Origin of the sequence: Dolomitihabitans soli, assembly GCF_022213955.1 — a bacterium.
Lineage (GTDB): Bacteria > Actinomycetota > Actinomycetes > Streptosporangiales > Streptosporangiaceae > Streptosporangium_A > Streptosporangium_A soli.
Window position 1 is genome coordinate 847,541 of record NZ_JAKNTW010000001.1, and the last position, 18,694, is coordinate 866,234.

Genomic DNA, 18,694 nt, shown 5'->3' on the forward strand with positions numbered 1-18,694 from the left:
CTCGTTCGCCGGGTGCCAACGCGCGGCTTTCCGAAGCGGAGGGCGGACCGATACGCTGACGGCGCATACCGAACAAGATTCTGTGCCAGCAGTGTCAGCAGTGCCATCGTCACGTCGCGGGAAGGACGCTCACAATGCGTATCGGGATGGGCCTCAACTACTCCGGGGGCTTCAAGGAGACGGTAACGGCGCTCGCCGACTACGAGAAGGCAGGGCTCGGCATCGTGTTCGTCGCCGAGGCGTACAGCTTCGACGCCGTCAGCCAGATGGGCTACATCGCCGCCAAGACCGAGCGGATGCAGATCGCCTCGGGCATCCTCCCGATCTACTCCAGGACCCCGACCCTGCTGGCGATGACGGCCGCCGGGATGGACTACGTCTCCGACGGCCGGTTCGTGCTGGGCCTCGGCGCCTCCGGTCCCCAGGTCATCGAGGGATTCCACGGCGTGCCGTACGACGCTCCGCTGGCTCGTACCCGCGAGGTCATCGAGATCTGCCGCAAGGTGTGGCGGCGGGAGCGGCTGATCCACGACGGCAAGCACTACACGCTGCCCCTCCCGCAGGGGCAGGGCACCGGCCTCGGCAAGCCGCTCAAGCTGATCAACCATCCGGTGCGCGCGCGGATCCCCATCGTGGTCGCGGCGATCGGCCCGAAGAACGTCGAGCTGACCGCCGAGCTCGCGGAGGGCTGGGAGCCCATCTTCTACGTGCCCGAGAAGGCCGCCGACGTGTGGGGGACGTCCCTCGCCGCGGGCAGGGCGCGGCGCGACCCCTCCCTGGGCGACCTGGACGTGGTGGCCCAGGCGAGCCTCGCCATCGGCGACGACGTCGCGGGCCTGCTGGAGTTCGGCCGCCCGATGGCCGCCCTCTACATCGGCGGCATGGGCGCCAAGGGCCGGAACTTCTACAACGACCTGGCCCGCCGCTACGGCTACGAGAAGGAGGCGGAGCAGATCCAGAACCTCTACCTGGAGGGCAAGAAGGAAGAGGCCGCCGCCCTCGTGCCGTACGAACTGCTGGAGAAGATGTCGCTGATCGGGTCTGAGGGCTTCATCCGCGACCGGGTGCAGGCCCTCCGCGACTCGGGCGTCACCACGTTGAACGTCAATCCCATCGCCGCCACCCACGAGGAGCGCGTCCGGTTGATCGAGAAGATCGTGGACATGGCCTCCTGATCGGGTGAGGGCGCCTGGCGATGACCGTGAGTGCTGGATCATGTGCGTTCTGTTGGCAAAGGCTCTCTGAAGTTGTTAGCATCTGCCTTGACCTGCCAACTAGTTCAAATATGGTGGAGGCATGAGTGCAGAGGTCGTCGTCCCGTGGTCCAAGCTGCTTCAGCAGCCCAATCAGGTCGTCTCCCTCCTGGAGGAGGCCGTGAGCGTCAGGCTCGCCCGGCGTGACGCCGAGGACCTCGTCATCACCCGCGCCTCCAGGGCGGAGCGGCAGGCGGGCAGCATCGGCGACATCACCAGGACCATGGCGGCCATGGTCCGCGCGGAGGGCGGCGCGGACGTCATCAGGCGCGCCGTCCCCGACGCGTTCCCCTGGATCCGCGTCATGCCCGCGGAGGCGCTCGACGAGTTCGCCGAGGAGTTCGTCGAGACGGCCCGCGGCTGCGCCGAGTTGGGCGTCTTCGCCCCTCTGGAGGTCGTCGTGGCCTCCTGGAAGCACACCGCCGAGATCGAGGCCGACCCCGAGCTCCACGCCATCCTCACTCGCCCGCTGACCCTTGACGGGCCTCGTGTCCCGATGCCCGAGGTCCGAGAATGAGCCCAAAGCGAGGAGACAGCGCCACGCCGCCCCCCTTGGAGGAGGAATGGGAGATCCGGTTCGACTCCACCGAGGTCGCCCGAGGCTGGACCGAGTTGTACCGCCAGGCTCCCGCTAATCTGAGGGTTTGCTACGACATCCTGCGGCTGAATCCGGCACCGGCCGGGGAGACCTCGCGACATCATCTCCTTCGCCGAGAGCACGCCCGCAGGTCAACCAGTTACTACGACTTCGATCAGTGGCAGTACGAGGTCACGTCGGGCGGGCGGGTCTGGTACGTGGTCGAGGAGAAAACGCGCACGGTGTGGATCACATACGCCTCACCGGCGCATCCCAAGGAGACCGAGTGACGGTCTCGTGTGCTCCGCTGTTCCTGGCGTGAGGGAGTGACGTCACGCCGCCCTTCCCGAAGGGTGGAGTGACGTTCGCCCCGAACCGCCCTCCTAATGTGATCGCTATCACTAATGGAGGGCGGAATAGTGGGTTTTGGGTGAGTGTTGTGGATCTCCGTGACATTCACTGTGGTGATCGTGTGGCTGGTGGAGCGGCTACATGTCGATTTGTGCCGCATCATGGGCGGGCTCTGTCGCTGATCGCGTCGTCTGACGCTTGATCGCCTCCCAAGCCCGTTTCCCCTGTCACCAGGTCACCTGCCATGACCTGTGACAGGCATGCCAGAAAGCATTTCGATGACCCGTCTCAAACGGATTCCGTTCTCTCTCCAACTACTGGCCGGCCTGGTGCTCGGTGTCGCGCTCGGTCTCCTCGCCCGGGCCGGCGAGATCGCCTGGCTGGGCGACACGCTCACCCAGATCGGCTCCATCTTCGTCTCGCTGCTCAAGCTCGCCGTACCGCCGCTGGTGTTCACCGCGGTCGTGGTGAGTGTCGCCAACCTGCGCAACGTCGGCGGCGCGGCACGGCTGGCCGGCAAGACGCTGGGCTGGTTCCTGGTCACCTCGCTGCTCGCCGTCGCGGTGGGGCTCGGCCTGGGCCTGCTGACGAACCCGGGGCGCGGAGTGACCCTGGCCGCCGAGGGCGCCAAGGCGCCCGAGCACGTCGGTGGCTGGAGCGACTTCCTGACCGGGATCGTGCCGACCAACGTCGTCGAGGCGTTCAGCGAGGTCAACGTCCTCCAGATCGTCTTCCTCGGGGTGGTGCTCGGCGCGGCGGCGCTGGCGGTGGGGGAGAAGGCGGAGCCCTTCCTGACCTTCAACCGGAGTGTGCTCGAACTGGTGCAGAAGGCGTTGTGGTGGGTGATCCGCCTGGCGCCGCTCGGCACGCTCGGCCTGGTCGGCAAGGCGGTCACGACCTACGGCTGGGACCTGCTCGCCCCCTTGGCGACCTTCAGCCTCGACGTCTACATCGGCTGCTTCATCGTCCTGCTGGTGATCTACCCGGCGCTGCTGTTCTTCGTCGGGCGGGTCAACCCGGCCCGGTTCCTGCGCAAGGCGTGGCCCGCGCTGGAGCTGGCCTTCGTCTCCCGCTCCTCGGTCGGCACGATGCCGCTGACCCAGCAGGTGGTGACCGAGCGGCTCGGCGTCCCGCGTGACTACGCGTCCTTCGCGGTCCCGTTCGGGGCGACCACCAAGATGGACGGCTGCGCCGCCGTGTACCCGGCCCTCGCGGCGATCTTCGTGGCGCAGGTGTTCGGGGTGCCCCTGGGCGTGGGCGACTACCTGTTGATCGCCTTCGTCTCGGTGATCGGCTCGGCCGCGACCGCCGGCCTGACCGGCGCGACCGTCATGCTCACCCTCACCCTGAGCACCCTGGGGCTTCCGCTGGAGGGCGCGGGCCTGCTGCTCGCGATCGACCCGATCCTGGACATGATCCGCACCGCGACCAACGTGGCGGGCCAGATGGTGGTGCCGGTCCTGGTCGCGCGTTCCGAGGGCACCCTCGACCAGGCCGTCTTCGACGCGCCGGGCGAACCGGCCGAGCCGGGTAAGCCGGCCGAGAGCGCGCTGCGGGCACCTGCTCCGGCTTGATCCCGGACACCGAAACGGCCCCCGTCCTCGCAGAAGGACGGGGGCCGTCGTGCTCCGGGGTGGGGGCACGACCCGGCGGCGCACCCGTCGAGGGAGGAGGGCGAGGTCCGGCCACCGAGGTGTTGAAAACATACCCTACAACGGGCTTTACAGGTAGATATCAAAAGAAGTCATGACTATCCGGGGAGGCGGTTCCGGGCGGATGACTGAGTTCGTCCCGCTCGCCTTGTGAACTCGCCGGCCCGCGGAACCCGCCCCCGTTACCGGAGGCGGGAATGCGGTGCCGAGATCCTAGTCGCGTGCCATCAGCGTGAGGGCATAAAGGGCGATCGCGGCGAAGTCGTCGGCGGGTTCGGAGGTCTGCCAGGATCGCACGTCGTCGGCATAGCGGGAGTTATGACCGGTGAACCGCTGATAACGATCCGGGCCCGCCGGGCAGCGGGTCATCTCCTCGAAATGGTCGCCCAGGCCGTCTTCGAACTGCTCCTCGCCGTTGGGGCCGTTGACCACCGCGCCCGTGGCGCTACGGCCGGTGAGGTTGGCGATCTGGTGGTGCGGGCACCGCAGCGCGTTCTCTCCGGCGCCGGTCATGAAGGACACGCCCCAGGCGTTGGCCCCGAAGACCCAGCCGCGCTGACCGGTGCCGAAGGCGTCGTAGGAGCGGTCGCCGCTGACCGAGCGGTAGAGCCGGGAGGTGGCGGCCAGGCCGAAGGCGTGCGGCACCGAGTCGAACTCGTCGTACCTCGCCCCGGCGCGGAACGGATCACCCGCCGCCCGGCCGGCGCCGATCTTCAGCTGGGCCTTCAGGTCGCCGATCAGATCCGCTTCGGAGACGGCCAGATCATGGGAACCCGGCGTGTCCTGTGAGATCGCGTCCTCCAGCGCGTACGTGTCAGTCGTTCCGGTGCCGGCGGGGTCCGTCGTGGCGCCGGTGCGCGATGGGTCCGCAGAGCTCCCGGTGTTCAGCGGCGGTGCGGTCTGGACGTACGGCCTGCCGAGGGGGTTGGGGGAGAGCAGCGGGACGTTGGTGTCCGGGGTGCGCAGGGCGCGGATCAGATCGGCGTGGGCCAGGGCGCTGACGTCGTAGAGGTTGAGCGTGTCGCCGCCCGCGTCGTGTTCGAGGTACTCGCCGGCCCAGTGCGCGGCCTGCTCCAGCCAGGTGGCCGCGCGCGGGTCGCCCAGCCGCTTCCCGGCCAGGGCGAGCTGGGCGCCGCCGAGTTCCATGTCGTCGCGCCACACGCTCTCGGGATAGAACGCGAACGGCAGCGAGGTGACCAGCCGCCCGACCTTCTCGGTCTTGGCCAGCGCGTAGACGGAGGCCGCCTTGCCGAGCAGCTCGCGTGCCCGTGCCGGGTCGGGTTCCACCTGCGCGGCGAGTGCGAAGGCGGCAGCCGTACGGCCGGCGAGGTTGGGGCTGAGCGGCTTCCCGGGTGGCGCGGCGCGGAAGACGGGACGATGGCGGATGAACCGCCGGTCCTCGCCCTTGTCACGGTCGTCGGCCTCGGGCAGCCGCCAGATGTCGTGGTCGCCGAGGAAGGTGCCCTTCTCATCGCCCGCGCCGATGCCGACCTGGATGTAGAGGGTCCGGGTCGTCTCGTCCCACATCTTGTCCAGCCACTTCAGGCCGTGTGCCGCCTCCGCGGTCAGCCGGGGGTCGGCGAGCGGTCCGGCGTCGCGCGCGGCGGCCAGGAGCAGCGTGTCCACGTAGGCGAGAATGTGGGTGAACTTGAGGTAGTCGCCCGCGTCGAACCAGCCGCCCTCGACGTCGACGGCGCCGCCGATCCGGGTCAGGCCGCCCTTGATCTGGTCGGTGTCGGGGCCGGTGAACTCGGGCCACTCGTAAACCGAGGCGGACCGGTCGGTGAGATGGCTGGGCCGGCGGTGCGACTCGCCGGGGAGCACGTCGGCGCCGTCGCGCTGGTTCTGGAAGAAGGTGACGACCTTGGCCGCGGGCCCGCCCGTCACCGCGGCGGCCGGGCCGACCTGGAACGACGGCGAGGTGGCCGCGCCCGCCTTGACCCGGTAGCGGCCCGGTGCGCGGACACGCGTGAGATCGAGGTCGTAGACGTGGGGGTACCGCGAATTCCAGGCGCCGAGGTCGGCGCCCGCCCGGCCGCTGAGCACCTCGCGGCCGCGCTGATCCACCACGGAGAAGCGGTGCGCGCCGGTCCCGGTCGTCATCAGGTAGGCGTGCTTGGCCTCGGCGGGGGCGAACCCGACCTGGTCGACCCTGACGAGCCCGGCGGGCGCGGTCGTCGCGACGGCGGGGCTCCCTCCGGCCAGCAGGGCGGTGGACAGGGCCACGACGGCCAGTGTGCGAGAGCTCATCGGGCGCTCCAAAGGGGGGATTGAAGTTAGGAAGCCTTCCTAATTTCGCCGGGTCACGGTATTCGCCGGGGGAAAGCATGGTCAAGGCAGCGGCTCGCCGTACATTCGAGGGCATGACCGTCTATCACGCCGATCGCCGTGCCCGCCTGGCCGCGCTCCTCCCCGGGGCGCAGGCCGACGCGATGCTCGTCACCAAGGCCGTGAACGTCCGTTATCTGACCGGCCTGGCCAGCTCCAACGCCGCCGTGCTGGTCCGTGCCGACGCCTCCGCCGTACTCGCGACCGACCTGAGGTACATCGAGACGGCCAGACGGCTCTGCCCGGAGCTCACCCTCGCGGAGCACCGCGACGTCTCCGGACACCTGGTGCAGACCGCCGGTCCCGTACGGCTGGCCGTGGAGGCCCACCACATGCCGGTGGCCGAGTACAACCGGATCGGCGGCGACCTCGTCCCGTACACCGGCCTGGTGGAGAGCCTCCGCATGGTCAAGGACGAGGCCGAGCTCGACCTGATCCGCACCGCCTGCGAGATCACCGACCAGGCGTTCGCCGACGTGCTCACCGAGATCAGGCCGGGGAGGACCGAGCGCGAGATCGCCAGGGCGCTGGAGTTCCGGATGATGGAGCTCGGCGCGGCCAAGCCCGCCTTCGACTCGATCGTCGCCGCGGGCGAGAACGGCGCGGTGCCGCACCACTCGCCCTCCGACCGGCCGGTGGCGCGCGGCGACCTGGTCACCATGGACTTCGGCGCCCTGCACGAGGGCTACCACGCCGACATGACCAGGACCGTCGCCGTCGGCGAGCCCGCGGCCTGGCAACGCGACGTCTACGACCTGGTCCGTACGGCGCAGCGCGCGGGAAGACACGCGGTACGGCCGGGCGCGAGCGTGCACGACGTCGACGCGGCGGCCCGCGGGGTCATCGCGACGGCCGGGCACGGGGAGTATTTCGGGCACGGCCTCGGCCACGGCGTCGGCCTGGAGATCCACGAGGTACCGTTCCTCGGCCAGGATAAGCCCGGTAGACTACAGGATCGAGTTCCGATCACGGTTGAGCCTGGGGTCTACCTACCAGGCAGGGGCGGCGTCCGCATCGAGGACACGCTCGTGACGCGAGACGGCCGGCCGGAGCTCCTTACCCAGACGACCAAGGAGCTGCTGGTCCTGTAGGAGCAGGGGCGGTAGCCGTACGCGGGAGAGAAGCGAGTGGCGACGACGAACGATCTCAAGAACGGCATCGTGCTGAAGCTCGACGGTGGCGAGCTATGGGCTGTCGTGGAGTTCCAGCACGTCAAGCCCGGCAAGGGCGGTGCGTTCGTGCGTACCAAGCTGAAGAACGTCCTGTCGGGCAAGGTCGTCGACAAGACCTTCAACGCCGGCGTCAAGGTCGAGGTGGCCAACGTCGACAAGCGCGAGATGCAGTATTCGTATCTCGACAACGAGGACTACGTGTTCATGGACACCGAGACCTACGACATGGTCAACGTGCCGAGGGCCACCGTGGGCGGCGCAGCCGACTACCTGCTGGAGAACACCCTCGCCACGGTGGCGTTCAACGAGGGTGCGGCGCTCTACGTCGATCTGCCCGCCGCGGTCGAGCTCACCGTGTCGCACACGGAGCCCGGTCTGCAGGGTGATCGCTCCACCGGCGGCACCAAGCCCGCCACGCTGGAGACGGGGGCCGAGATCAAGGTCCCGCTGTTCATCACCCCCGGTGAGAAGGTCAAGGTCGACACCCGCACCGGCGATTACCTCGGCCGGGCCTGATGTCGGCTAGGGGAAAGGCGCGCCGCCGCGCGCTGGACATCCTCTTCGAAGCCGAGTTGCGCGGTGAGGACCCGCTGGAGGTGCTCGCCGAGCGGGCGGAGAGGGCCGAGCCGCCGGTCAACGAGTACACCTCGGCCATCGTCGAGGGCGTGTGCAGGCACCGTGACCGCATCGACGAGCTGATCTCCACCTACGCCGAGGGCTGGACCCTGGACCGGATGCCCGCCGTCGACCGCAACGTGCTGCGCGGCGGGTCGTACGAGCTGCTGTGGATGCCCGACGTGCCCGAGGGCGTGGTCATCAGCGAGTGGGTCCATCTGGCCGCCGAGCTGTCCACCGATGAGTCCCCTCAGTTCATCAACGGCCTGCTGGCCCGTTTCAAGCAGCTCAAGCCCAGCCTCAGCCTCTGAGGACCCCGGATCCGGCGTAGGCTGGGGCCAGGTCGAGAGTGGTTGAAGGAGGCTGAAGGTGCGGACCGAAGGTGTCACCCGGCAGGCGGCGGTCCCGGCGGCGCGGACCGCCGTGGTCTGGGACGCGTTGCGTGCCGCGCTCGCCGCCAGGGTCTCCGCCACCGGGCGCGAGCGGCTCGACATCGTCGACGCCGGGGGCGGCACGGGCGGTTTCGCGGTGCCTCTCGCGGAGCTGGGCCACGCGGTCACCGTCGTCGACCCGAGTCCCGACTCGCTGGCCGCCCTGGAGCGGCGCGCGGCCGAGGCCGGCGTCGGCGTGCGTGGCCTGCAGGGCGACGCGGCCGACCTCGGCGAGCTGCTGCCGCCGGCCACCGCGGACCTGGTGCTGTGCCACAGCGTCCTGGAATACGTCGACGACCCGGCCGGCGCCCTGAGCGCCGCTGCGGGTCTGCTGCGGCCGGGCGGCGCGATCAGCGTGCTGGCCGCCAATCCGGTGGCCACCGCGATCCATCGCAGCCTGGCGGGGCGGTTCGAGGAGGCAGCCCAGGTGCTCACGGATCCCGTGGGCAGGTGGGGCGACCGCGATCCGACGCCTCGCCGGTTCACCGGGGAGGCGCTGGCCGGGCTGCTCGTCGCGACCGGTTTGGTGCCGGGCGAGGTGCACGGGGTGCGGGTCTTCGCCGACCTGGTGCCCAGCCGCCTCATCGACGGAGAGCCCGGCGCCGCCCAGGCCCTGGTCGCGCTCGAACAGGCCGCGGCCTCCCACCCCGTGTTGCGCGACATCGCGACACAACTCCACGTGCTGGCCCATCGATAGAACGCGCGTTCGCATAGGATGACGATGTGTCCAGGAAGCAGCAGATTCCCAGGGTCGCCTCCACGGGGAGCGCCGACGACACGGGCTGCTCGATCCTGCACGTCGACATGGACGCGTTCTTCGCCGGAGTCGAGTTGCTCGACCGCCCCGAGCTGGCCGGCACCCCGGTGATCATCGGTGCGCCGGGCGCTCGCGGCGTGGTCCTCAGCGCCACCTATGAGGCGAGGAGCTTCGGCGTCCACTCGGCGATGCCGATGACCCGGGCCAGGCGGCTGTGCCCGCACGCGACGATCATCCCGCCGAGTCACGGCAAATACTCCGAGGTCTCCCGGGGTGTGATGGAGATCTTCCACTCCATCACCCCCCAGGTGGAGCCGATCGCCTCCGACGAGGCGTTCCTGGACGTGGCGGGCGCCCGGCGCAGGCTGGGCTCGCCCGCGGAGATCGCCGCGCTGATCCGCGCCCAGGTCGCCGAGCGGCACGGCATCACCTGCTCGGTCGGGGTGGCGAGCAGCAAGTTCGTGGCGAAGCTGGCGTCGCGCCAGTGCAAGCCAGACGGCCTGCTGGTGGTCCCGGCCGACGGTGTGGTGGAATTCCTCCATCCGCTCCCCGTGGCCGCTCTTTGGGGCGTTGGGGAGCGTACGGAGCAGTCCCTGGTCCGGCTGGGCATCAACACGGTGGGTGATCTGGCGCGGGTGCCGGTCGCCACCCTGCGGCGCGAGCTCGGCCAGGCGTCGGGCACCCATCTCGCGGCCCTGGCGTGGGGGCGCGACGAGCGGGCGGTGACGCCGCACGTCCCGGACAAGAGCATCGGGGCGGAGGAGACCTTCGCCACCGACGTCGACGATCCCGCGGTGATCAGGCGCGAGTTGCTGCGCCTGTCCGAGCGGGTGGCCGCGCGGCTGCGCGCGGCCGGCCATGTCGGTCGTACGGTGAGTGTGAAACTTCGCAGTTCCGATTTCAAGACGATTACCCGGGCGCGCACTCTGCGTGAGCCTACCGACGTCGCCAAGGAGATTTATGTCACAGCGTGTGACCTCTACGCGTCCGCCGGCCTCGACCGGGTGCGTCTGCGCCTCGTCGGGGTAAGAGTGGAGAACCTCCGAGGTGCGGAGGCGGCCGTGCGTCAGCTTACTCTGGGAGAGCGAGAGACTGGCTGGAGAGAGGCAGAACGCGCTATGGACAAGGCGGTTCGAAGATTCGGCCCAGATGCGGTCCGCCCGGCGTCGCTGGTTCGGCCGAAGTTTGATGGAATAGATCTATGACGTCACCTCCGGTTTGGTCTACGTTGGACGTTTTCTTTCGCCTACGTCTACAGCCTCGTATTCTGGGGATAACCGACCGCGAGGTTCGGACACCCCGTGTCGTCCGTTGCCGTCTTCCCCGTCCTGGGGCCGTCCTTGGGAGGCGCCGTGCCGCTCTCTGAGCACGAGCAGCGCTTGCTCGACCAGATCGAGCAGGCCCTCTACGCCGAGGACCCGAAGTGGGCCAATACCGTCCGGATCCGTGATCCGCGCAACCACTACAAGCGCCGCCTGGTCAAGGCCTCTATCGGCTTCCTGCTCGGCGTCGTGTTGTTGATGGTCGGTGTCGTTTCGCAGTTCATCCTGCTCGGTGTCGGCGGCTTCGTGGTCATGCTTCTCGCGTGCCTGTGGGGCTTGTCGAGCTGGAAGAAGATGAACGGGTTCGGTGACTCCGCGGGAGCCGCCGCCACGCCCGCGGCCCCACCGGGCCCGCCGGGCAAGGCGGCGCGCCGCGGTCCCCGTCCAGGGTTCATGGAGCGAATGGAAGAGCGCTGGCGCCGTCGTCACGACGAGCGCTGAGCACTCCTGTTCGAATGGTTCACGGCGGCATGCCGCCATGCGGTCGAGCCGCCGGGGGGGGGGGGGGGGGGGGGGGGCGGGGGGGGGCGCGCCCCCCCGGGGGGGGCGCGCCCGGGCCCCGCCCCCGCCGCGGCGCCCCGCCCCCCCCGCCCCCCCCCCCCCCCACGGCTGGTCGGACTCTTGAGCGATGGTTCGCGCGGGGCCGGTCAGACACGGTCCACGGGACCGTGTCCGACCGGCTCACCCGAGGCCCGGTCAGACCGGCTTACCGGTCAGACCGGCTTACGCGACGGCCGGCGCACCCGCAGGTTCTCCAGCCGGTCGAATCCGTCGAGCAGTCGCTCACCCATTCCGCGCAGGCGCCGCAGGGTCGAGGGCGGCAGCAGCACGGCTCTGATCCTGCGTCCCCGCGACACGGTGGCGGCCAGCGACCTGCGGACCCTGTCGAGGTCCTCGGCGAGCGGGCGGATCTCACCGGGCGTCCTGGCGAACAGCATCCGCTCCGTCGCCGACGCGATCCTGTCGATCGCCGCCGTCGAGAGCGCGTCGAACCCACAACTCTCGGTCAGCCTGCGCGCCAGCGCCCGGGGGGTCTCGCTCGCCGGGCGTGACATCCCGTAGTCATAGAGCGCGTCGTCGAGTTCCGCCCACGCCGCCGACACGGACGCCGCCCGCCTGTCCACCCGGATCCGGCCCGCCGTGGCACCCGTGGTCCCGCCGGAGTCATCGGCCACGGCGGTGGACTCCACGGGAGGCCGGGCGATCATCCGCCGCCGCCTGCTCCGCGCCACGACGCGCAGCGACGCGGGGATGAGCAGGATGAGCAGCAGCACCACCAGGCCTGCACCGATCTGTGCGAGGAGGGGTGTGCCCTCGTCCACCGTGACGGGGGCCAGGGCCCCCTCGCGGTCCAGGGCGCGCGGGTTGCGCGTGGCGTCGGGCCCGCCGGTGGCCGTTCCCGCCTCCGGGCTCGAACTGTCGGTCGGGCTGGGCGACGAACTGCTGTCGCCCGGCTCCTGAACCGGGGGCAGGCTGTAGTCGGGGGCGCGGGCCGTACCCTGGCCGAGGCCGCCCGAAGGCGTGGGCTCGAAGGCGAGCCAGCCCACTCCTTCGAAGTACAGTTCCGGCCAGGCGTGCATGTCGTGCGTGCCGACCTGCCAGGAACCGCCCCCGATGCTGCTGCCGCCGGTGTAGCCGATCGCCACCCGCGCCGGGATGCCGAGGATGCGGGCCATCACCGCCATCCCCGCGGAGAACTGCTCGCAGTAGCCGACCCGGCTGTTGATCAGGAAGTCGTACAGCGCCGAGCTGCTGTGGCCCTGGGTGCGCAGATCGTAGGTGAAGTTGCCGGTCTTGGTGAACCACTCCTGCAGCGCGACCGCCTGTTCGTACGGCGTGTCCGCCTCCCGGGTCACGTCCTCCGCCTGCTCCCGGATCCTCGGGTGCACGTCGCGCGGCAGCCGCAGATAACGCTCGGCGACCTCCGGGTCGGGCACCCCCGCCGCGTTCAGCATCGCCGGCGTGGGGGCGGGACGGTCGGTCGCCACCTGATACTTCAGGCCGCTCGCGTAGTCGCGGGTGGAGAAGACCATGAGCGTGCTGCGGTCCGCGCGCCAGTCGCCCTCCGCCACCACCCGGCTCGCCGGGTACGGCAGCGGCAGGAACTGCAGCTCGTCGATGTCGTCGCTGATCTGGATGGTGCTCTCGGACCGTTTGACGGGTACGGCGGAGCCCTGTCCGGGGGGCGACGGCAGGGGGCCGTTCTCCACCCGGTTCTGCGGGCTGCCCGTCGGCGGCGTCATCGTCCACTGCTCGCCGGTGAAGAGGTCCAGCGACCAGATCCGCATGTAGTGCGGAGCGCTGTCGCTGCTGGAGTAGGTCAGCACGGTGGCGTTCTCCGGCAGCGTGAGATAGCCCCGCATGCTGACGATCGGGTTCGGGATGCTGATGGTGTTGCCGCCCCTGCCGGGTCCGGAACCCACGCCGAAGCCGAACATCGGGTTGGGCTCCAAGGTCGGCAGCAGCCCCGGGAGCAGGATCGCCAGCGCGATCGCGGTGACCCCGATGCGCTTGCCCGAGAGGCGGAGCTGCCCGGCGTCGGGGTTGCCACGCGTGATCCCGCCGACCCGGCGCACCAGCACCGCCCTGCCCCAGTGGCCGATCCGTTCCCGTCCGTCCGCGAGCAGCAGGCCCGTGTAGCCGAGAGCGGCGAGGATGAACGCCGGCCACCCGATCGGGTCGGTGACGATCTCCGCGGGGACGACGAACAGGGCCAGCAGCGGCAGGCCTGCCAGCGCGGCCCTGCGCATCCGGGCGGCGAGGAAGTCGACGATCACGGCGATGATCCCGATTCCGCCCGTGGTGAGCAACGTGATCGCCTCGTTCGAGGGCACGGGCGCGGCGAAGCGCTGGATGTCCTCGAACGCGGTGCCGACCAGCTCCATGAGGGCGAGCGCCGAGTCCCGGGTGGGCACCACCCTGGCCCACGCGTCGTCACCGGCGAAGACCACCGTCAGGTAGATCCACAACACGGCCAGTCCGGTGAGCGGCACCAGCCAGCGCGGGAAGGCGAAGTGCGAGGCGAACACGCCCATCGCCGTGATCACCAGGATGGCGCCGAGGCCGCTGACGAACCAGGTGCCGCCCGCGAAGAGCGGGTAGAGGGTGGCGGCGACGGCCGCCGTCGCCAGCCCGGACGCGATCGGCAACCTCATGCCGTACCTCCAGGAACGCTCATCATCGGTCCTGACCTCGAAGGACGCTGTGCCGCGTGATGCCACACCGAGGCGATCGAGGCGCCGGCGGGCAACCGCAGCACCCGCCAGCCCGATCCGATCAGCACGCCTCTGGCCTGCTGAAACTCCTCGGCCTCCGCGAGCTCGGGACTCTCCCAGGCGACCGTGTCGAGCAGCACGGCGACTCCCGTGACGCTGCCGTGCCTGAGCCTGGCCAGCGCGGTCGCCTCCTCCACGCCGATCGCGCCGAGCACCGCGACGATCAGGCCGTCGCCGCCGCCCTGGCGCAGGGCGGTGATGCCGTACTCGAGGGAGCGGGCCTGGCTCTGCCGTACGACGGCGAGGGTGTCGAGCAGCGACCCGCTCACCCCGGCGTCGGGGAGGTGCTCCGAGCCCTGGTCGGTGACCAGCCGCAGGCCGAGCCCTTCGCGGGCCAGATGGACGCCGATCGAGGCGGCGGCGGAGACGGCCACCTCGAAGGAGGACCGCGGGCCCTCGCCGCGGTGGGCGTACCTGCGGGTGTCGAGCAGGAGCGCGCCGCGGCTCTGCCACTGCTGCTCCTCCCGGCGCACCATCAGCTCGCCGTGCCGCGCGGTGGATCGCCAGTGCACCCGCCGCAGGTCGTCGCCTTGGCGGTACTCGCGCGGGGCCACGTCGTCGTCGCCCGCCGCGGCCACACTCCGGGTACGGCTGTCGCCGCCGCCGGTCCACTCGCCGGACAGCCGCACATGGGGGAGCGCCATCACCTGCGGCGTCACGACCAGCGTGTCACTGATCGTGAAACCCCGGGCCAGCTCCACCAGGCCGAACGGGTCGGTGATCCGCACGGACAGCGGCCCGATCGGGAACCTGCCGCGCAGATCCGAGCGGACCTTGTAGTCGATCTCCCTGATCCCCCGCGGCTCGACGCGGTCCAGCACGAAACGCGGCCGGGCGCCGAGCGCGTAGGGGACGGTGTCCTCGATCAGCAGCAGCCCGGTGGGCAGCCGCGTGACGTTCTCCAGTTTGAGCGTCACGGTGGCCTCGCCGCCCACCTCGGAACGTGCCGGGTCCAGGCGCCGCGCGCAACTCAGCCGGTAGCGGGTGCGGGCCACCACCATGGCGGCCAGCAACGGCAACGCGACGATCAGCACTCCGATGCGCAGCAGGTCGTGCTCGCCGAGGAGGAAGGCGCACAGCAGCGCCGCGACACCGGAGGCGATGAACGATCTGCCGCGCGAGGTGAGTGCCGCCAGTCCGGCCTTCACCGGCCCGGTCCCACCCCGCCGGGGCCGCTGGCCTGTGCCTCGGGCACCGGCACCCGGCGGACCAGCTCGGCCACCACCTGCTCGGGGTGACGCCGCTGGCCCTGAGCCTCGACGCTGGGCAGCAGCCGGTGCGCGAGCACGGGGACGGCCAGCTCCTGCAGGTCGTCGGGGATGACGTAGTCGCGGCCGGAGAGGGCGGCGTGCGCGCGCGCCGCCCTGACGAGTTGCAGCGTGGATCGCGGTGAGGCGCCCAGGCGCAGGTCGGGGGAGTGCCGGGTGGCGGTCACCAGGTCGACGGCGTACCTCTTGATGGGGTGGGAGACGTAGACCGCGCGCACCGCCTCGATCAGCGCCCGGACCTCCGCCGTGGTCGCGACCGGCTCCAGCTTGTCCAGCGGGGAGGCGGCCCCGTGCACGTCGAGCATCTCCAGCTCGGCGGCCGGCGCGGGGTAGCCCATCGCGATCCGGGCGGTGAACCGGTCACGCTGCGCCTCGGGGAGGGGGTAGGTGCCCTCCATCTCGATCGGGTTCTGCGTCGCGATCACCATGAAGGGCGTGTCGAGGTGGTAGGTGGCGCCGTCCACCGTCACCTGGTGCTCCTCCATGCACTCCAGCAGCGCCGACTGGGTCTTGGGGGAGGCGCGGTTGATCTCGTCGCCCACCACGATGTTGGCGAACACCGGGCCGGGCTTGAACTCGAACTCCCGGGTCTGCTGGTTGTAGGCGCTCACCCCGGTGATGTCACTGGGCAGCAGGTCGGGGGTGAACTGCACGCGGCGCACCGGGCAGTCGATGGATCGCGCCAGCGCCTTGGCCAGCATCGTCTTGCCGACACCCGGGACGTCCTCGATCAGCAGGTGGCCCTCGGCCAGCAGCACGGTCAAGGTCAGCCGGACGGCGTCTGTCTTGCCCTCGATGACAGACTCGATCGCCTGGCGGATCCTGTGCGCCGTGGCGACGAGGTCTCCGAGTTGCTGTCCGACGTCATGGCTTACTGCCACCAGGCCTCCATGAGGTGCGACGGTCGCCCCGCGCGCGGACGCAATAGCGGGAGCTTGCTTTTCCTTTTCCATTGTGTGTACCGACACTACGATGCTGTGGGTTCCTGGGCGACTTTTAGCGCCATTGCGGGTGGGCGGCACCAGTTTGCTCCTGTTTGATGCCAAACGCGTGCCGTACCCGTTCGAATCCTGTGACGCGGCTCGCCGTTCTCCCCGTCGCCGCCGGCCCGGCTTCCGATCAGTGCGCCGCCGGGTGTCTTCGACACGCCGTGCCGCGGCGGGGGCCACTCCCGGGGCCCACTCCCGCTCCACCCCTCTGAACTGGGGAAACGTCGAAAAAAATGCGATTCGGGGCGCGCGGAATCAGTTGACGGTGGGGAGAAGTGGAGTATGGTGGTGCGCAGTGGAGGGCAGGGGCTCCAGCGCTGAGCGCTTCACGAGGCACGGGAGGTGGGGCCGGTGTTCCTCGGCACTCATCAACCGCGTCTGGATGACAAGGGACGGCTGTTCCTGCCGGCGAAGTACCGTGAGGAGCTGGCGGAGGGTCTGGTGATCACCAAAGGCCAGGAGCGCTGCCTCTACGTGTTTCCCGTAGAGGAGTTTCAGCGCATCACCGAGGCTCTGCGTACCGCGCCGGTGACCGCCAAGGCGGTCCGCGACTACAGCCGGGTCTTCTTCGCCAGTGCGTCCGACGAATCTCCGGACAAGCAGGGGCGCATCACGATTCCCCAGGGTCTTCGCCAGTACGCCGGGCTGCGTCGTGACTGTGTGGTCATCGGGGCCAACACCCGGCTGGAGATCTGGGACGCGCAGGCATGGGAGACCTACCTGTCCGACCAAGAGCAGGCCTTCGCCGACCTGTCGGAGGAGGTGCTGCCAGGGGTTCTGTAGATCATGGTCGAAGTCGTCGGTGAACGAGTCGTTCGGCGAGGTCTCCACCCGCACCACCCGCCGCCAGCTGATGCACCTTCCCCGGTGTCAGGTGGCGGCAACGCGGAGCGGTTGCGGATGGGGACCTGGCCGGGCGGCAGGGTGGGGACCCGTACCAGGGACACCGGCGACGATCGACGTGCCGCATCATTTCCGCGAGCAGCGGCGAAAGGGGGTTTTCCGTCATGCGTGCAGACGACAACGGTCTTCAGGTTCGGGGCGGGCACGTGCCCGTGATGCTTGAGCGTGTGCTCGAGCTCCTCGCTCCCGCACTGACGGGCCCCGACCCCGTGGTGGTCGACGCCAACCTCGGCCTCGGCGGTCACGCCGAGGCGCTGCTCGCGGCCCACCCTTCCCTGCACCTGATCGGGATCGACCGCGATCCCACCGCGATCGAGCGCTCCACCGTACGGCTGGCGCCCTACGCCGGCCGTACGACGCTGGTGCGCGCGGTCTCCGATGAACTGCCCGACGTGCTCGCGCGCGCCGGGCGCCGGCGGATCGACGGCGCCCTCTTCGACCTCGGCGTCTCATCGCCGCAGCTCGACGAGGCGGAGCGCGGTTTCGCCTACTCCTACGACGCGCCTCTCGACATGCGGATGGACCGCGAGCAGGAGCTTACGGCCGAGCAGGTCGTGAACACCTACTCGGCGGGGGAGCTAACCCGCATCCTGCGTGATTACGGTGAGGAACGGTTCGCACCGCGTGTCGCACGCCTAATCACCCAGGAACGGGCCAAGGAGGCCATAACGTCGACTAAGCGGCTGGCCGAGATCGTCAAAATGGCGATCCCTGCCGCTACCCGGCGCACCGGAGGCAACCCCGCCAAGAGAACTTTCCAGGCACTGCGCATCGAGGTGAACGGGGAGTTGACCGCGCTTGACGAAGCGCTCCCCGCCGCCCTCGACGCGCTGGTGCTGGGCGGGCGAGTCGTCGTACTCGCCTACCACTCCCTCGAGGACCGGCTGACCAAGCAGGTGCTCGTGGCGCGAACCAAGGAGACGGGCCCACCAGGGCTGCCCGTCCCCCTTCCGGCCCACCAGCCGAGGTTCCGCCTGTTGACCAGGGGAGCAGAGCTCCCCAGCGAAGAAGAGGTGGCCCGCAACCCGCGAGCGGCGTCGGCCCGCCTGCGGGCTGCAGAGAGGATCCGTGAGCCAGTTGACGAAGACTGAGCAAGGCCGTGAGCGGGACGTCCGCACCCGTGGACCCAGGCCGGCGCGTGTGCCGGCACCGCCACGAGGCGTCCGGACCCGTCCGGCGCCGGCCCGGCCGAAGAGCCCGCCGGCCGCTCCCGCGAGCCCGCCGGAGACCGGCCGGCCCGCAGCGGCGGAACGCAAGGTCCGGCGCGTCGCCGAGCCCGCACGCCGCCGCGGCAGAGCGCCGCGTGCTCCCTTCGTGCTGCTCGTGGTCGGCCTGCTCTGCGGCGGGCTGGTGAGCCTGCTGCTGCTGAACGTCGTGCTCTCCCAGGACTCCTTCGAGGCCACCGAGCTCCGCAAGGAGAACGACAGGATCCAGCTCCTCAAGGAGCGGGAGACGCAGCGGCACGCCATCGCGGACACCCCGGAGAACCTCTCCAACCGGGCAAAGAGCCAGAATCTGCAGCCCGACGACTCGATCAACGTCATCACGCCCGGCAAGCGGGCCGCGAGCACCGACGAGACCAGGAACGGCACGGTAGCGGAGGACACGGACAGGTGAGCACCACCGGCGGCCGGGGATCCGGCCCCGGCCGCGGCGGTTCCGGCGCCTCCGGAGGACCTGGCGCCGGTCGCCGTGTCCCGGGCGGCCCGCGCAGGGCCGGTCCGCCCGCGGGGGGCGGCGCGCCAGGCGGGCGCCCGCCCTTGAAACCCCGTGGTGACGAGCCGGGGAACGACGACCCGCC

At 70.3% G+C, this 18,694-nt stretch carries 17 protein-coding genes; 13 read left to right on the forward strand and 4 right to left on the reverse strand.

Annotated elements, in window-relative coordinates; all coding sequences use genetic code 11:
- Positions 1-134: 134 nt before the first annotated feature.
- The 4 genes from MBA17_RS03845 to MBA17_RS03860 all read left to right on the forward strand — a co-directional run bounded on the left by MBA17_RS03845 (position 135) and on the right by MBA17_RS03860 (position 3,755).
- Positions 135-1,175, forward strand: coding sequence for an LLM class F420-dependent oxidoreductase (locus MBA17_RS03845; RefSeq protein WP_238494813.1), 1,041 nt, complete (start codon positions 135-137; stop codon positions 1,173-1,175).
- Positions 1,176-1,296: 121 nt separating this feature from the next.
- On the forward strand, positions 1,297-1,770 hold the full coding sequence (locus MBA17_RS03850; RefSeq protein ID WP_238494814.1) for a hypothetical protein: 474 nt from the start codon (positions 1,297-1,299) through the stop codon (positions 1,768-1,770).
- Positions 1,767-2,120, forward strand: coding sequence for a hypothetical protein (locus tag MBA17_RS03855; RefSeq protein WP_238494815.1), 354 nt, complete (start codon positions 1,767-1,769; stop codon positions 2,118-2,120). The genes MBA17_RS03850 and MBA17_RS03855 overlap by 4 nt, the downstream gene beginning before the upstream one ends.
- Before the next feature lie 339 nt (positions 2,121-2,459).
- Positions 2,460-3,755: a dicarboxylate/amino acid:cation symporter gene (locus tag MBA17_RS03860; protein ID WP_238494816.1), complete on the forward strand. Its 1,296-nt coding sequence runs from the start codon at positions 2,460-2,462 to the stop codon at positions 3,753-3,755.
- 291 nt (positions 3,756-4,046) lie between these two features.
- Here MBA17_RS03860 and MBA17_RS03865 read toward each other — a convergent pair whose 3' ends face one another.
- Positions 4,047-6,083: a glycoside hydrolase family 9 protein gene (locus MBA17_RS03865; RefSeq protein ID WP_238494817.1), complete on the reverse strand. Its 2,037-nt coding sequence runs from the start codon at positions 6,081-6,083 to the stop codon at positions 4,047-4,049.
- Between the two features lie 113 nt (positions 6,084-6,196).
- Here MBA17_RS03865 and MBA17_RS03870 point away from each other — a divergent pair, with 113 nt between their 5' ends.
- The 6 genes from MBA17_RS03870 (at position 6,197) to MBA17_RS03895 (ending at position 10,899) form a co-directional block, all read left to right on the forward strand.
- Positions 6,197-7,252 carry a M24 family metallopeptidase gene (locus MBA17_RS03870; RefSeq protein WP_238494818.1) on the forward strand — a complete coding sequence of 352 codons (1,056 nt, stop codon included), beginning with the start codon at positions 6,197-6,199 and terminating at the stop codon, positions 7,250-7,252.
- A gap of 36 nt (positions 7,253-7,288) precedes the next feature.
- Positions 7,289-7,849, forward strand: coding sequence for an elongation factor P (gene efp / locus MBA17_RS03875; RefSeq protein WP_238494819.1), 561 nt, complete (start codon positions 7,289-7,291; stop codon positions 7,847-7,849).
- Positions 7,849-8,259, forward strand: a complete 411-nt coding sequence (gene nusB, locus MBA17_RS03880; protein ID WP_238494820.1) for a transcription antitermination factor NusB — start codon at positions 7,849-7,851, stop codon at positions 8,257-8,259. Before efp ends, nusB begins: the two co-directional genes overlap by 1 nt.
- A 58-nt stretch (positions 8,260-8,317) precedes the next feature.
- A complete protein-coding gene (locus MBA17_RS03885; RefSeq protein WP_238494821.1) occupies positions 8,318-9,076 on the forward strand; it encodes a methyltransferase domain-containing protein in 759 nt (252 codons plus the stop codon).
- Between the two features lie 26 nt (positions 9,077-9,102).
- On the forward strand, positions 9,103-10,341 hold the full coding sequence (gene dinB, locus MBA17_RS03890) for a DNA polymerase IV (protein WP_238494822.1): 1,239 nt from the start codon (positions 9,103-9,105) through the stop codon (positions 10,339-10,341).
- Positions 10,342-10,488: 147 nt separating this feature from the next.
- On the forward strand, positions 10,489-10,899 hold the full coding sequence (locus MBA17_RS03895; RefSeq protein WP_238494823.1) for a DUF3040 domain-containing protein: 411 nt from the start codon (positions 10,489-10,491) through the stop codon (positions 10,897-10,899).
- 272 nt (positions 10,900-11,171) lie between these two features.
- On the opposite strand, the gene MBA17_RS03900 is transcribed toward MBA17_RS03895, so the two are convergent.
- The 3 genes from MBA17_RS03900 to MBA17_RS03910 are packed head-to-tail and all read right to left on the reverse strand — an operon-like array spanning position 11,172 to position 15,954.
- Positions 11,172-13,613 (reverse strand): transglutaminase TgpA family protein, encoded by a 2,442-nt coding sequence (locus MBA17_RS03900; protein WP_238494824.1) that lies wholly within the window; start codon positions 13,611-13,613, stop codon positions 11,172-11,174.
- Positions 13,610-14,881 (reverse strand): DUF58 domain-containing protein, encoded by a 1,272-nt coding sequence (locus tag MBA17_RS03905; RefSeq protein ID WP_238494825.1) that lies wholly within the window; start codon positions 14,879-14,881, stop codon positions 13,610-13,612. The genes MBA17_RS03900 and MBA17_RS03905 overlap by 4 nt, the downstream gene beginning before the upstream one ends.
- Positions 14,878-15,954 carry an AAA family ATPase gene (locus MBA17_RS03910; protein ID WP_455432683.1) on the reverse strand — a complete coding sequence of 359 codons (1,077 nt, stop codon included), beginning with the start codon at positions 15,952-15,954 and terminating at the stop codon, positions 14,878-14,880. Before MBA17_RS03910 ends, MBA17_RS03905 begins: the two co-directional genes overlap by 4 nt.
- A 387-nt stretch (positions 15,955-16,341) precedes the next feature.
- Here MBA17_RS03910 and mraZ point away from each other — a divergent pair, with 387 nt between their 5' ends.
- The 3 genes from mraZ to MBA17_RS03925 all read left to right on the forward strand — a co-directional run bounded on the left by mraZ (position 16,342) and on the right by MBA17_RS03925 (position 18,510).
- A complete protein-coding gene (gene mraZ, locus MBA17_RS03915; RefSeq protein WP_238494827.1) occupies positions 16,342-16,773 on the forward strand; it encodes a division/cell wall cluster transcriptional repressor MraZ in 432 nt (143 codons plus the stop codon).
- Between the two features lie 224 nt (positions 16,774-16,997).
- On the forward strand, positions 16,998-17,984 hold the full coding sequence (gene rsmH, locus MBA17_RS03920) for a 16S rRNA (cytosine(1402)-N(4))-methyltransferase RsmH (protein ID WP_238494828.1): 987 nt from the start codon (positions 16,998-17,000) through the stop codon (positions 17,982-17,984).
- A gap of 223 nt (positions 17,985-18,207) precedes the next feature.
- A complete protein-coding gene (locus MBA17_RS03925; protein WP_238494829.1) occupies positions 18,208-18,510 on the forward strand; it encodes a hypothetical protein in 303 nt (100 codons plus the stop codon).
- Positions 18,511-18,694 lie beyond the last annotated feature (184 nt).

Bases quoted from the DNA above. Each gene is read 5' to 3' on its own strand.
- MBA17_RS03845 (WP_238494813.1), top strand. From the start codon at position 135: ATGCGTATCGGGATGGGCCTCAACTACTCCGGGGGCTTCAAGGAGACG.
- MBA17_RS03850 (WP_238494814.1), top strand. From the start codon at position 1,297: ATGAGTGCAGAGGTCGTCGTCCCGTGGTCCAAGCTGCTTCAGCAGCCC.
- MBA17_RS03855 (WP_238494815.1), top strand. From the start codon at position 1,767: ATGAGCCCAAAGCGAGGAGACAGCGCCACGCCGCCCCCCTTGGAGGAG.
- MBA17_RS03860 (WP_238494816.1), top strand. From the start codon at position 2,460: ATGACCCGTCTCAAACGGATTCCGTTCTCTCTCCAACTACTGGCCGGC.
- MBA17_RS03865 (WP_238494817.1), bottom strand. From the start codon at position 6,083: ATGAGCTCTCGCACACTGGCCGTCGTGGCCCTGTCCACCGCCCTGCTG.
- MBA17_RS03870 (WP_238494818.1), top strand. From the start codon at position 6,197: ATGACCGTCTATCACGCCGATCGCCGTGCCCGCCTGGCCGCGCTCCTC.
- nusB (WP_238494820.1), top strand. From the start codon at position 7,849: ATGTCGGCTAGGGGAAAGGCGCGCCGCCGCGCGCTGGACATCCTCTTC.
- MBA17_RS03900 (WP_238494824.1), bottom strand. From the start codon at position 13,613: ATGAGGTTGCCGATCGCGTCCGGGCTGGCGACGGCGGCCGTCGCCGCC.
- MBA17_RS03910 (WP_455432683.1), bottom strand. From the start codon at position 15,954: ATGGAAAAGGAAAAGCAAGCTCCCGCTATTGCGTCCGCGCGCGGGGCG.
- rsmH (WP_238494828.1), top strand. From the start codon at position 16,998: ATGCGTGCAGACGACAACGGTCTTCAGGTTCGGGGCGGGCACGTGCCC.